10 protein-coding genes are annotated in these 12,994 nt (G+C 69.3%); 6 read left to right on the forward strand and 4 right to left on the reverse strand.

Translation table 11 applies throughout. From position 1 onward, the window contains the following. Positions 1-29: 29 nt before the first annotated feature. The 3 genes from F0P95_RS11330 to F0P95_RS11340 form a co-directional block, all read right to left on the reverse strand. Entirely contained in the window at positions 30-314 is a 285-nt protein-coding gene (locus F0P95_RS11330; protein WP_380610400.1) for a PsiF family protein, read from the reverse strand. Positions 315-410: 96 nt separating this feature from the next. After that, positions 411-1,043: a uracil phosphoribosyltransferase gene (gene upp / locus F0P95_RS11335; protein ID WP_056932041.1), complete on the reverse strand. Its 633-nt coding sequence runs from the start codon at positions 1,041-1,043 to the stop codon at positions 411-413. Between the two features lie 102 nt (positions 1,044-1,145). Continuing rightward, the gene (locus F0P95_RS11340) at positions 1,146-3,473 is read right to left on the reverse strand and encodes a TonB-dependent receptor plug domain-containing protein (RefSeq protein WP_182334314.1); all 2,328 of its coding nucleotides are present in this window, start codon (positions 3,471-3,473) and stop codon (positions 1,146-1,148) included. A gap of 161 nt (positions 3,474-3,634) precedes the next feature. Between F0P95_RS11340 and F0P95_RS11345 the strand changes: the two genes are divergently transcribed. The 3 genes from F0P95_RS11345 to F0P95_RS11355 all read left to right on the forward strand — a co-directional run bounded on the left by F0P95_RS11345 (position 3,635) and on the right by F0P95_RS11355 (position 6,846). Beyond that, complete coding sequence (locus tag F0P95_RS11345) at positions 3,635-4,768, forward strand: NHL repeat-containing protein (RefSeq protein ID WP_182334315.1); 1,134 nt, start codon at positions 3,635-3,637, stop codon at positions 4,766-4,768. Further along, positions 4,765-6,147: a purple acid phosphatase family protein gene (locus F0P95_RS11350; protein WP_182334316.1), complete on the forward strand. Its 1,383-nt coding sequence runs from the start codon at positions 4,765-4,767 to the stop codon at positions 6,145-6,147. Before F0P95_RS11345 ends, F0P95_RS11350 begins: the two co-directional genes overlap by 4 nt. Before the next feature lie 234 nt (positions 6,148-6,381). After that, the gene (locus F0P95_RS11355) at positions 6,382-6,846 is read left to right on the forward strand and encodes a hypothetical protein (protein WP_425515861.1); all 465 of its coding nucleotides are present in this window, start codon (positions 6,382-6,384) and stop codon (positions 6,844-6,846) included. A 60-nt stretch (positions 6,847-6,906) separates the two neighbouring features. Here F0P95_RS11355 and F0P95_RS11360 read toward each other — a convergent pair whose 3' ends face one another. Next, positions 6,907-7,929: a LysR family transcriptional regulator gene (locus F0P95_RS11360; protein WP_182334318.1), complete on the reverse strand. Its 1,023-nt coding sequence runs from the start codon at positions 7,927-7,929 to the stop codon at positions 6,907-6,909. A 126-nt stretch (positions 7,930-8,055) separates the two neighbouring features. On the opposite strand from F0P95_RS11360, the gene F0P95_RS11365 reads away from it, so the two are divergent. The 3 genes from F0P95_RS11365 (at position 8,056) to F0P95_RS11375 (ending at position 12,992) form a co-directional block, all read left to right on the forward strand. Next, positions 8,056-8,283, forward strand: a complete 228-nt coding sequence (locus tag F0P95_RS11365; RefSeq protein ID WP_182334319.1) for a hypothetical protein — start codon at positions 8,056-8,058, stop codon at positions 8,281-8,283. Between the two features lie 213 nt (positions 8,284-8,496). After that, positions 8,497-9,711: an efflux RND transporter periplasmic adaptor subunit gene (locus F0P95_RS11370; RefSeq protein ID WP_182334320.1), complete on the forward strand. Its 1,215-nt coding sequence runs from the start codon at positions 8,497-8,499 to the stop codon at positions 9,709-9,711. Between the two features lie 110 nt (positions 9,712-9,821). Next, entirely contained in the window at positions 9,822-12,992 is a 3,171-nt protein-coding gene (locus tag F0P95_RS11375; protein ID WP_182334321.1) for an efflux RND transporter permease subunit, read from the forward strand. Positions 12,993-12,994 lie beyond the last annotated feature (2 nt).

Genomic DNA, 12,994 nt, shown 5'->3' on the forward strand with positions numbered 1-12,994 from the left:
GTGCGCTCCGCTGCGTGGCCCGGCGGCCATCAGTGGCTGCGCAGGCAGTTGCTCATGAACGTCTTGCGGGCATCGCCGCTCAGGTGCCGGGTCGCGGCGTCGGCGTTGCATCGGGTCATGCGCTGCTGCGGGGTGGTCGCGGCCGTGGCGGCGGGATGGCCGCTGAGGCAGGTGCGCTGGGCGTCCTTGTAGGCATCGCCCTTGAGGCCCTTGTTCCTGGCCGAGCATTCGGCCATGCGCTGTTGTTGCGGGGTGGGCGTGCCGGCAGTGGCCGACAACGACGCGGTGGCGGCCAACAGCAGGCAGGCAAGCAGGACGGGACGGTACATGGCGCGGCTCCGGGGTGGATGACGGGCGCAAGCATCCGCCTGCGCGGGTGCAAGCCGCCGTGAAGCCGCGATGTAGTTTTTTTAATGCAGGCGGGTGCCGAAGATGCGGTCGCCGGCATCGCCCAGCCCGGGCAGGATGTAGCCCTTTTCGTTCAGGCGCTCGTCGATGGCCGCGGTGTAGATCTCCACGTCCGGGTGCGCCGCCTCGACCGCGCGCAGGCCCTCGGGGGCGGCAACCAGGAAGATGCCCTTGATGCGGCGTGCGCCGGCACGCTTGAGCATGTCGATGGTGGCGATCAGGGTGCCGCCGGTGGCCAGCATCGGGTCCAGGATCAGCGCGTCGCGCTCTTCCAGGCGGCCGGTCAGGCGCTCGAAGTAGGGGACCGGCTGCAGGGTCTCCTCGTCGCGCTGCAGGCCGACCACGCTGACGCGTGCGGCCGGGATCAGCGACAGCACGCCGTTGAGCATGCCCAGCCCGGCGCGCAGGATCGGCACCAGGGTGATCTTGGCGCCGGCGATGCGCTGCACGGTGACCGGGCCGGCCCAGCCCTGCATCGTGCACGGCTCGGTTTCCAGGTCGGTGGTGGCCTCGTAGGCGAGCAGGCTGCCCAGTTCGTCGGTCAGCTCGCGGAATTCCTTGGTGCTGAGCGAGGCCTGGCGCATCAGGCCGATCTTGTGCTGGACGAGGGGGTGGCGGACTTCGACGATCTTCATGGCGGGCCGGGCAGGGGGAAGTGCGGGAAGTCTGCACTACAAGCCGGCGTTTCCACAAAGAAAAGCCGGCGCAAGGCCGGCTTTTCCCCGTGTCCGCGACGCTCAGAACGCCCAGCGCATCACCAACTGGTAGCTGGGGCCGGCCTGTTCGGTCTCCAGCTCGTACTCGTCGTACTTGCGGCCGAGCTGGTCGTCCAGGTTGTCGAACTTGTGGAAGAACTCGTCCTTGGATGCATCCAGCAGGTTGGCCGCGCTCAGGCGCACGGACAGGTTCCGGCCAAAACGCTTCTCCACGAACATCTCCAGGTCGTCGCCGTACTTCACCGTCACTTCCTCGGCCAGGATGCGGCTGTAGGCATCGCCCTGGCTGCGGAAGGTGGCGCCGAAGCTGGCCGCCAGCGACGGGATGTCGTGGATGAAGCCGATGTTGTAGACGCTGCGCGCCTGGTCGTTGAAGCGACGTTCGCCACGGAAGTCGCTGACCTTGCTGTCCAGCCAGGAGTAGTTGAGGAACAGCCCGGTATTGGGCAGGCCCAGTGCGGTCAGCGGGGTGGACAGGTCGAATTCCACGCCACGGACCGTGCCGTCGCCGACGTTGGCCGAGGTGAACAGCCAGCTTTCCGGGGCGAAGGTGAAGTCCTTTTCGCTGGCGCCCGGGTTCTTGGCCAGGAATTTCTTCAGGTCCTTGGCATAGCTGTCCTGCGCGTCCTCGCTCCACTGCCCGGTGTTGACCAGTTCGATCAGGTCGCTGACGTCGCGGTAGAACAGGTTCACGCCGACCACGCCGTGCTTGCCGAGCCGGCGCTCGAAGCCCAGGTCGATGCCGTTGGCGGTTTCCGGCGACAGCCGCGGGTTGCCGACGTAGTCGTTGTCGCCGTACTCGCCGTCGAGCAGTGCGGGGATGAGTTCGTTGAAGTTCGGGCGCTTGACGGTACGGGCCAGCGACAGGTTGATGCGGGTCTGTTCGCTCACGTCCCACTTCAGGTGCAGCGACGGCAGCAGTTCGTTATAGTCGCGACGGACCTGGCCGCCGGCATCGCCATCTTCGTGGTGGCGTACGTCCGAACGGGTGGTCTCGTAGCGCAGGCCGGTTTCCCAGGACAACGCGCCGGCATGGCCGGACAGCATCGCATACGGGTCGAGCCGGGTTTCCTCGATCAGCGAGCCGATGACGCCGTCCAGCGCATAGTCCACCGCGTCACCTTCGCGCGCGGCCTCCCACGCGTAGCGGGTGTAGGACACATCGCGCTTCTTGCGCCGGTAATCGATGCCGAACTCCAGCTCGGCGGTACCGAGCGGACGCACATGGGCGAGCTTGGCGCCGACTTCGGTATCGCGCGCGTCCACCGCTTCGGCCTCGGCCTCGGAGGCGTCCCAACTGCCGTTGAGGTACTCGTGCTTCTCCTCGCGCTCGGCGCTGCCGTCCTGGAAACGGGCGAAATCCAGGTCCAGCCGGGTGCTGCCGCCGGCCATGTCGAAGCGGTAACCGGCGCCGATGCCCCAGTTCTGCTGGTCCACCGGGTTCAGCCCCGGCACCCGCGACTCGATGACGTCGCCATCGTCGTACTCGACTTCGTGCGAGACCTCGGTGACGTCGCGGTCGGTCTTCACGAAGAAACCGTCCACGCTCAGCCGGCCGCTGTCGCCGATGTCGGCGCTGTAGGAGACGTTGGCCGAGTAGTCGCGGCCGTCCTTCACCTCGTTCTGGTCCTCCCAGCTGAGCAGCTCGCCGCGGCCGGGGTCGGTGTAGCGGTCCGAGCGCTTGATCTTGCCGCGGTAGCGGTCCTGCACGTTGACGCCGGCCAGCAGGCGCCCGCCCAGCGCCTTGCCGCTGGTCACCGCGCCGAAGGTGGGGTTGAGCTCGCCGTCGAACCAGCGGTTGACGCCCACGCGCAGGTAGCTGCCGTCGAACTGGTAGGCGTCGCGCAGCACGATGTTGATGGTGCCGGCCATCGCATCGCCGCTGCGGTTGGCGCTGGCGCTGCGCAGGATCTCGATGTGGTCCACCATTTCGGCCGGGATGCGGTCCACCCAGAACGAGCGGTCGTCGCCGGCGCCGGGCACCTTCTTGCCGTTGATCAGCACCTGGGTATAGCCGGCGGCCATGCCGCGCATCATCGCGCCGTCGAACTCCATGATGTCCGAGCCGACGAAGGTCATGCCCGGCACGCGCTTGAGCATGTCGCCGACGGTATTGGGCTCGAAGCGCTGGAAGTACTCCAGGTCGTAGGACAGCACCGGCTCGATGTCGGCGGTGCGGTTGCGGTAGGCGATCTCGCCCTGGACCACGACGGTGTCCAGTTGCTTCGGTTCGCCCGTGCCGTCCGTGGCGCCATCCGGACTGGCCTGGGCGAACGTCGCGCCTGCCGGCAGCAGGGTGGCGCAGACGAGGGCGTGCGACAGGCGCAGGGCCAAGGTGTTGCGTTTCATCGGGTGGAAGGTCCGTGGGTTGAAAATGAACGGAACTTTCACCTCGCGGTATGGCAGCGGCGTGACAGCGATGCTGCATGATGACAGCCGCATGTCGCTTCTCCGCGCTGTCACATTGGGGTCATACGATGCGCGGCCACCCCTGCCGCATCGAGGATTCCATGACGTCGCGCCGCCCGCTCCGCCTGTTGCCGTTGTTGCTGCTGTTGCCGCTCGCGGCGTGTTCCGTCGCCCCGGTCGTGGCCGACCGCGAACCGGACCAGTACGACGCCGACGATGTGTTGCTGCGCGACCACCCGGTGCCGCACGTGGTCGTGCGCGAGGCGTTCGTGACCGCGGCCACGCCGGAGGAGAACATCGATTCGCCGGCCAGCTGGCTGCAGGACGGCCGGCGCATGCTGGTGGCCACGGCCAAGGCCACCGATGCGCTGGTGGTGTACGACGGCGACACCGGCCAGCGCCTGCGCACGGTGGGCGGCCCGGGTACGGCACCGGGACGGCTGCAGCGCCCCAACGGCGTGGCGACCATCGACGACCGCTATCTGTTCGTGGTCGAGCGCGACAACCGGCGCGTGCAGATGTTCCAGTTGCCGGAGTTCACCCCGCTGCTGGTGTTCGGCGCGGCCGAACTGCAGCAGCCCTATGGCCTGTGGGTGCGTGCCAGCGGCGACGGCTACGAGGTACTGGTCAGCGATGCCTACATGGCCGGCGAGGATGCCAACGGCGACGACATCGTGCCGCCCCTGGACCAGCTGGACCGGCGCTTCCGTCGCTACCAGGTGGCGCGCGATGGCGATGGCTGGAGCGCACGCGCGGCCGGTGCCTTCGGCGATACCAGCGCCGCGGGCGCGATCCGTGTGCCCGAGTCGCTGTTCGGCGACCCGGCCCACGACCGCCTGCTGGTGGCCGAGGAAGACGTGCCCACCGGCACCCGCCTGCGCGAGTACGACCTGCAGGGGCGCTACCTGGGCCGCGATGTCGGCGCCGGGCTGTACCGGGCGCAGGCCGAGGGCATCGCGTTGATGGCCTGCGCCGATGGCAGCGGCTGGTGGGTGGCCAGCGACCAGTTCGCCGACCGCACGGTGTTCCATCTGTTCGAGCGCCGTGGGCTGGCGCACGTCGGCTCGTTCGCCGGTCAGGTCACCGGCCTGACCGATGGCGTGTGGCTGGACCCGCGTGGCGATGCGCGCTTCCCGCAGGGCGTGTTCTACGCCTCGCACCTGGACCAGGGCGTGACCGCGTTCGACTGGCGCGACATCGCCAGCGCGCTGTCGCTGCCGGCGTGCGCGCAATGAGCGCGCGCCGCGACGCGCTGCGCCGGGGCGTGCTGCTGCTGCTGCTGCTCGCGCTGGCAGGCGGCGTGCAGGCAAACACCGCGGTCGAGCCCAATACACGGGTGCCGGCCGCGGTGATGCGCTACGCGCCCAGCGGCTTTCCCGACCGCATCGTGGCCTCGCCGCTGCAGGACGGCGCCAGCGGTTTGGCGGTGTCGTGGCGGACCGATGCGTCGGTCTCCGCGCCGATCCTGGAAATCGTCGTCGCCGGCGATTCCCCCGATATGGGCGCACCGCGGCGGCTGGCGGCCGCCAGCCAGGCGCAGGCCACGGAGAATGGCCGGGCGCACCAGCACCATGTGCGCGTCGATGGCCTGCAGGCGGACACGCTTTACGCCTGGCGGGTGCAGGGCGACCGCACCTGGAGCGCCTGGCACCACACCCGGACCGCGCCGGCGCCGGGCCAGCCGCTGACCCTGCTGTATTTCGGCGATACCCAGAACAAGAACGTCAGCCTGACCACGCGGGTGGTGCGCGAGGCGATGCGGCATGCGCCGGATGCGCGCCTGGCGCTGTACGCGGGCGACCTGGTCAGCGGCGGCGACGGCGAGGACGATAACGAATGGGGCGAGTGGTTCGAGGCGGCCGGCGCATTGCCGACCTCGATGGTGGTGGCGCCGGCGGCAGGTAACCACGAGTACTTCGAGGAGTTCGAGGACACGCCCCGGGAACGCCGGGTGCTCGGTGCGCACTGGCCGCTGGCCTTCGCCCTGCCGGGCAACGGCGCGCCGGGCGTGCAGGGCACCAGCTACTGGTTCGACTACCAGGACGCGCGCGTGGTGGTGCTCGACGGCACCTCGGCGCTGGACCTGGGCACGGCGCAGGCGCAGGCGCGCTGGCTCGACCAGGTGCTGGCCGGCAGCCACGCCCCCTGGAACCTGGTGATGGTCCACCAGCCGATGTTCTCGCCGCGCCAGGACCGCGAGAACCGCCTGCTGCGCGAGCATGTGCTGCCGGTGCTGGAGCGGCACCGCGTCGATCTGGTGCTGCAGGGCCACGACCATGTCTATGGTCGCCGCGGCGGCCGGGTGGCGGGGCAGGCCACGCCGCAGTACCTGGTGTCGGTGGCCGGCGCCAAACAGTACCGGCTGTCGACGCAGGCACGCGCCAGCATGGCGCCGGTAGCCGAGGACACGCAGTTGTTCCAGGTGCTGCGCATCGATGGGCAGCGCCTGCGCTACGAGGCGCGCACCGCCACCGGGCGCCTGTACGACGCGTTCGAGCTGGTGCGCGGCGGCGACGGAACGCAACTGCGCGAAGTGCATGAAGGCCGCATCCGCCCGCGCGACTGCCAGCGCCCGCGCTCGCCCAAGGGCCGCGGCGACCGCTGCTGGGAGTAGGTGGCGGACCGGGGCAGGCAGCGACGGCCATCAAGCTTCCGCGCCGCGAGGGATGCCAGGGCTGACAGCGCCGCCTATACTCGCTGCGATCGCGTGCCGCCAGGCGCGCGCGGCCTGTCGCCCAAGGACTTCGTCGGCACGCGCCGTCGATGGGCGGCGGTCGCAGGCCGGCGTCGCGGGTGACGCCGGACAACCCCAGGGAGGAACGTCATGCGCGCAGGCAGGATAGGGATCGTGGCAGGGACAGCGCTGCTGCTGGCCGGGTTGGCGGGGAGCGCGCTGGCGCTGCCGCCGCTGGAGGAGGAGCAGGTCAATCCTTCCGAGGTGGTGTTCGAGAACGGCCGGCCATACGTGCACGCCGACGGCGCGCTGCAGGCGCTGCGCACGCGCCGGCAGGGCGGCCAGACCATTTACTACCGCATGGTCCGTTACGATCCGCAGGACGGCTATGTCACCGGCGCCGACACCGGCAGCGAAGCGGTGGCGACGGCCCCGGCGCAGCCGTTCGCGGCGCCGGGCACGCCGATGCGCTACCACGGCGCGGGCCACTTCTTCCGCCCGGATTTCTACAACAGCCCGTACAACCGCGATGCCCGCCAGCGCTATTCCGGACCGGGCTACTTCGGCAGCTGCAGCCGCTACGACGGCTGCAAGGAAGTACAGCTGGTACCGCTGTGGCCGTACGGCCGCGGCTATTGAACCCGACGACGCAACCCCGGGCGACGGCGGCCACGGCCGCCATCACCGGCGCCGTGCCCATCAGGCGCTGAGCGTCTCGAGCACCCGCAGTTCGGCGACCTCCAGGCCGCGCTGGCAGTAGCTGGGTTCGCGCTCGATCAGATGCTTGGCGTTGGGGCACTGCAGCAGCATGTAGTTGGCGTCCAGGTTGAGCTTTTCCACCAGGAAGTCGACGAAGGCGCGCACCTTGGGCGAGACCATGCCGCCGCCGGCGAACACCGCGCTGAAGTCGTAGTCCGGGCCGGTCCAGCCGGCCAGCACCCGGCGCAGCATGCCCGACTCGACGAACGGCTTGGCCATCACGTCGCTGCTGAGCATCAGCCCCTCGCCACCGACCAGCATCGAGTTCAGCGCGGCGGTGTCGTTGGCCACCATCAGCGGATTGACCGGGAACTCGCGCATCTGCCCGCCGTCTTCGGCCAGCGACCAGGCGAATCGGTTGTTCTGGCCCTGCTGGTGCTTGCGCAGCGCCAGCGTACGGTGATGCTGCAGTTCGTCCGGATGCCGCGGTTCGCCGTGGCGCTGGAGGTAGGCAGGGCTGGCGAATACCTGGGTACGCAGGCTGCCGAGCTTGCGCGCGATCAGGTTGGAGTCGGGCAGCGGGCCGACGCGCAGTGCTAGGTCGGTCTCGCCGGAGATCAGGTCGAGCATCTCGTTGCCCAGGTGCATGTCCACGCGGATTTCCGGGTACTGCGCCTGGAACTGGCCGAGCAGGGGGGCGATCCAGTTGACGCCGACCGCGTACGGCACGGTGAAGCGCAGCCAGCCGCGCGGACCGGACTGCAGCTGGCTGACCGCGCTCTGCGCCTGTTCGAGCTCGCGGGCGATGCGCTGGCAGTGTTCGTAATAGACGGTGCCGGCTTCGGTCAGCCCCAGCCGGCGCGTGGTCCGGTGCAGCAGGCGCGCGCCGAGCAGTTCCTCCAGTTCCTGCACCTTGCGGCTGACCGTGGTCTTGGGGTGCCCGAGCAGGCGTGCGGCGGCGGTGAAGCTGCCCTGTTCGACCACCTTGACGAAGATCAGGGTGTCGTTGAGATCGTGGGCCATGGGAGACGGTTCCTGCGGCAGCGGGATTGTGCCGGCGACGGGACGATTATTCCCCTCAATCCGTACTAATCAAGTATGGATTAGGGGCGTAACTTTGCCGCCTCCGCACCGAACGGACCTGCAGCCATGCGCCTGCGCCACCTTCCCGCTTTCCTGCCGACGCGCCGTGCGCCGGCGTTTGCCGCCGCCGACCGCCGCTCCAGGCGGGACAACGGTTTGAATCCACTGCACTTCGCCGCGCTGCGCGCAATGCGTGAGGCGACGACCGTGGCCCCGCCGCGGCCGGTGCTGCGACGACTGGCCGTGCGCATGGCGACGGTGTTTGTCCCGCCTGTGGGAGAAAAATTTCCGTGAGCGGGACAGTGAAAATGCCGGCGCCTACCTCCGGCCTGCGGGACAGCGCGGGGTTTGCGCGGAAGGCGCGCGCCATGCACGGATTCCCGTGCCGCCGTTCCCGGCTGCTGACAGTGGCTGTCAGCAGCCCCCGCGCACACTGCGCGACGCACCCGGCACCGGCCCGTTCCATGCCCACCCCGGCGCCCCTCTTTCCCCTGATGGATGCATGACATGAAAGGTATCTCCAACACTCCACGCCGCGCACGACGCCTTGCCCTGGCCGGCATGTCGGCGCTGACCATCGCCGTTCTGACCGCGTGCAGCGGCGGCCACGCGCAGGATGCCGCGGCACTGCCGGCGCCGGAGGTCAGCGCCGCGCCGGTGCTGGTCAGGCAGGTCAGCCAATGGGACGAGTTCAGTGGCCGCGTCGAGGCGGTGCAGAGCGTGGAGCTGCGCCCGCGGGTGTCCGGCTACATCGACAAGGTCAACTACACCGAAGGCCAGGAAGTGAAGAAGGGCGAGGTGCTGTTCACCATCGATGCGCGCAGCTACCAGGCCGAGTACGACCGCGCCCGCGCCGAGCTGGCGCGCGCCCGTACCCAGGCCGCGCTGGCACGCAGCGAATCCGAACGCGCGCGCCGCCTGGCCGAGCAGCAGGCCATCGCCGCGGAGACCGCCGAGCAGCGCCGTGCCGCCGCCGAGCAGGCCGGTGCCGCGGTGCAGGCGGCGCAGGCCGCGGTGGATGCGGCCCGCCTGAACCTGGAATTCACCCGGGTGCGCGCGCCGATCGATGGCCGCGCCGGCCGCGCGATGGTCACCGCCGGCAACCTGGTCACCGCCGGCGACAGCGCCAGCGTGCTGACCACCCTGGTGTCGCTGGACACCGTGCATGTGTACTTCGATGCCGACGAGGGCACCTTCCTGCGTTATGCGCGGATGGCGCGTGCCGGCGAGCGCCCCAGCGAGCGCGAGGCCGCGCTGCCGGTGAAGGTGGCGCTGAGCGGCGAGGAGGGCTTCCCGCACGAGGGCAAGGTCGACTTCCTGGACAACCAGGTCGCGCGCAGCACCGGCACCATCGGCGTGCGCGCGCTGCTGGACAACCGCGACCGCCAGTTCACCCCGGGCCTGTTCGCCCGCGTGCGGCTGCTCGGCAGCGGTGCGTTCGACGCCCTGCTGATCGACGACAGGGCGGTGCTGACCGACCAGGACCGCAAGTACGTGTACGTGGTCGACAAGGACGGCAAGGCGCAGCGTCGCGATGTCGAGCTGGGGCGCAGCGCCGAGGGCCTGCGCATCGTCGAGGCCGGGCTGGCGCCGGGCGACCGGGTGATCGTCGATGGCGTGCAGAAGGTGTTAATGCCGGGCATGCCGGTGCAGGCGCGGGCGGTGGCGATGCAGCCTGCCACCGCGGCCGGCGCCGGCCGCGACGCCACCGCCCTGAACTGACCCCCGTTTCAACCTGATGCCGGCCGCCGGCCGGGTGCCTGGCCTTCGCCTGCATGGGCGAGGGCAGGGTGGCTGCATGCCGGCGCCGGCCACTGCAAGGACTCAAGCAGATGGATTTTTCGCGTTTCTTCATCGACAGGCCGATCTTCGCGGCGGTGCTGTCGATCATGATCTTCGCCGCGGGACTGATCGCGATCCCGATCCTTCCGGTCGGCGAGTACCCGGAAGTGGTGCCGCCGTCGGTGGTGGTGCGCACGGTGTACCCGGGCGCCAACCCCAAGGTCATCGCCGAGACCGTCGCCACCCCGCTGGAGGAGGCGATCAACGGCGTCGAGGGCATGATGTACCTCAAGTCGGTGGCCGGCTCCGACGGCGTGCTGCAGATGACCGTCACCTTCCGCCCGGGCACCGACCCGGACGCGGCGGCGGTGAAGGTGCAGAACCGGGTGGCGCAGGCGCTGGCGCGCCTGCCCGAGGACGTGCGCCGGCAGGGGGTGACCACGCAGAAGCAGTCGCCGACGTTCCTGATGGTGGTGCACCTGACCTCGCCGGGCGGCAAGTACGACACCCTGTACCTGCGCAACTACGCGCGCCTGCACGTCAAGGATGCGCTGGCGCGCATCCCCGGGGTCGGCGACGCGCAGATCTTCGGCGGCGGCGATTACGCCATGCGTGCCTGGCTCGACCCGGGCAAGGTGGCCGCGCGCGGCCTGACCGCCAGCGACGTGGTGCGCGCCATGCGCGAACAGAACGTGCAGGTCTCGGCCGGCCAGCTGGGGGCCGAACCCTTGCCCGACAGCCGCTTCCTGACCCTGATCAACGCCCAGGGCCGCTTGAAGAGCGAGCAGGAATTCGGCGACATCGTGCTCAAGAGCGGCACCGACGGCGAGATCGTGCGCCTGTCCGATGTCGCCCGGCTGGAACTGGGTGCCGGCGACTACACCCTGCGCTCGCAGCTGGACGGCAAGAACGCGGTCGGCATCGGCATCTTCCAGGCGCCCGGCGCCAATGCGCTGGAGATCCGCGACAAGGTCATCGCCACCATGGACGGCATGCAGAAGACCTTCCCCGCCGACGTCAAGTACGAGGCGGTGTACGACACCACCATCTTCGTGCGCGATTCGATCAAGGCGGTGGTCTCCACGCTGCTGGAAGCCATCGCCCTGGTGGTGCTGGTGGTGATCCTGTTCCTGCAGACCTGGCGGGCTTCGATCATTCCGCTGATCGCGGTGCCGGTGTCGGTGGTCGGTACCTTCGCCGCGCTGTACCTGCTGGGCTTCTCGATCAATACACTGAGCCTGTTCGGCCTGGTGCTGGCGATCGGCATCGTGGTCGACGACGCGATCGTGGTGGTGGAGAACGTCGAGCGCAACATCGAGGAAGGCCTGTCGCCCACCGCCGCCGCGCACCAGGCGATGAAGGAAGTCTCCGGGCCGATCATCGCCATCGCCCTGGTGCTGTGCGCGGTGTTCGTGCCGATGGCCTTCCTGTCCGGCGTCACCGGGCAGTTCTACAAGCAGTTCGCGGTCACCATCGCCATCTCCACGGTGATCTCGGCGATCAATTCGCTGACCCTGTCGCCGGCGCTGGCCGCGCGCCTGCTCAAGCCCCACGGTGCGCCCAAGGACGGCCCCAGCCGCCTGATCGAGCGCCTGTTCGGGTGGGTGTTCCGCCCGTTCAACCGGTTCTTCAGGTCCAGCTCGGAACGCTACGAGCGGGGCGTGGCCAGGATCCTCGGCCGTCGCGGCGCGGTATTCGTGGTCTACGCGATCCTGCTGGCCGGTACCGGAGTGATCTTCAAGCTGGTGCCGCCGGGCTTCATCCCGACCCAGGACAAGCTGTACCTGATCGCCGGGGTGAAGCTGCCGGAAGGCGCGTCGATCGCGCGCACCGACGCCATGCTGCGCAAGGTCGCCCGGATCGCCCAGGAAACCGACGGCGTGGCCCACACGATCTCGTTCCCGGGCCTGAACGCGCTGCAGTTCACCAATACCCCCAACACCGGGGTGGCGTTCATTCCGCTCAAGCCGTTCAACGAGCGCAATGGCCGCAGCGCGGCGCAGATCAACGCCGAGATCAACCAGAAGATCGCCGGCCTGCAGGAAGGCTTCGCGTTTTCGATGATGCCGCCGCCGATCCTGGGGCTGGGCAATGGCAACGGCTACCAGTTGTTCATCGAGGACCGCGGCAACCTCGGCTACGGCGCGCTGCAGAACGCGGTGCAGGCGATGCAGGGCGCGGTGGCGCAGACCCCGGGCATGGCGTTCCCGATCACCAGCTACCAGGCCAACGTGCCGCAGCTGGACGCGGAGGTGGACCGGGTCAAGGCCAAGGCGCAGGGCGTGCAGCTCACCGAGCTGTTCGACACCCTGCAGACCTACCTGGGGTCGGCCTACGTCAACGACTTCAACCAGTTCGGCCGCACCTGGCAGGTGATCGCGCAGGCCGACGGCCCGTTCCGCGAAAACGTGGAGGACATCGCCCGGCTGCGCACCCGCAACGACCGCGGCGAGATGGTGCCGATCGGATCGATGGTGACCCTGCGGGAAACCTATGGCCCGGACCCGGTGCTGCGCTTCAACGGCTACCCGGCCGCGGACCTGGCCGGCGAGGCCGATCCGCGCATACTGTCCTCGGCCGAGGCGATGAACCGGCTGACCGCCATCGCCGCCAGGGTGCTGCCGGTGGGCATGACCACCGAATGGACCGACCTGAGCTACCAGCAGGCCACCCAGGGCAAGGCCGCCTTCATCGTGTTCCCGGTGGCCATCCTGCTCGCGTTCCTGGTGCTGGCGGCGCTGTACGAGAGCTGGTCGCTGCCGCTGGCGGTGATCCTGATCGTGCCGATGACGCTGCTGTCGGCGCTGTTCGGGGTATGGCTGACCGGCGGCGACAACAACGTGTTCGTGCAGGTCGGGCTGGTGGTGTTGATGGGCCTGGCGTGCAAGAACGCGATCCTGATCGTCGAGTTCGCCCGCGAACTGGAGATGGGCGGCAAGGGCATCGTCGACGCCGCGCTGGAGGCCTGCCGCCTGCGCCTGCGCCCGATCGTGATGACCTCCATCGCCTTCATCGCCGGCACCGTGCCGCTGGTGTTGTCGCATGGTGCCGGCGCCGAAGTGCGCTCGGTCACCGGCATCACCGTGTTCGCCGGCATGCTGGGCGTGACCCTGTTCGGCCTGTTCCTGACGCCGGTGTTCTACGTCGCGCTGCGCACTTTCGTCACCCGCAACGGCGGCGGCCAGCTGGTGCAGCATGGCGAACCGACCCTGCACCACTGACC

This window comes from Stenotrophomonas acidaminiphila, assembly GCF_014109845.1.
GTDB classification, from domain to species: Bacteria; Pseudomonadota; Gammaproteobacteria; order Xanthomonadales; family Xanthomonadaceae; genus Stenotrophomonas; species Stenotrophomonas acidaminiphila.

Bases quoted from the DNA above. Each gene is read 5' to 3' on its own strand.
- upp (WP_056932041.1), bottom strand. From the start codon at position 1,043: ATGAAGATCGTCGAAGTCCGCCACCCCCTCGTCCAGCACAAGATCGGC.
- F0P95_RS11340 (WP_182334314.1), bottom strand. From the start codon at position 3,473: ATGAAACGCAACACCTTGGCCCTGCGCCTGTCGCACGCCCTCGTCTGC.
- F0P95_RS11345 (WP_182334315.1), top strand. From the start codon at position 3,635: ATGACGTCGCGCCGCCCGCTCCGCCTGTTGCCGTTGTTGCTGCTGTTG.
- F0P95_RS11350 (WP_182334316.1), top strand. From the start codon at position 4,765: ATGAGCGCGCGCCGCGACGCGCTGCGCCGGGGCGTGCTGCTGCTGCTG.
- F0P95_RS11360 (WP_182334318.1), bottom strand. From the start codon at position 7,929: ATGGCCCACGATCTCAACGACACCCTGATCTTCGTCAAGGTGGTCGAA.
- F0P95_RS11365 (WP_182334319.1), top strand. From the start codon at position 8,056: ATGCGCCTGCGCCACCTTCCCGCTTTCCTGCCGACGCGCCGTGCGCCG.
- F0P95_RS11370 (WP_182334320.1), top strand. From the start codon at position 8,497: ATGAAAGGTATCTCCAACACTCCACGCCGCGCACGACGCCTTGCCCTG.
- F0P95_RS11375 (WP_182334321.1), top strand. From the start codon at position 9,822: ATGGATTTTTCGCGTTTCTTCATCGACAGGCCGATCTTCGCGGCGGTG.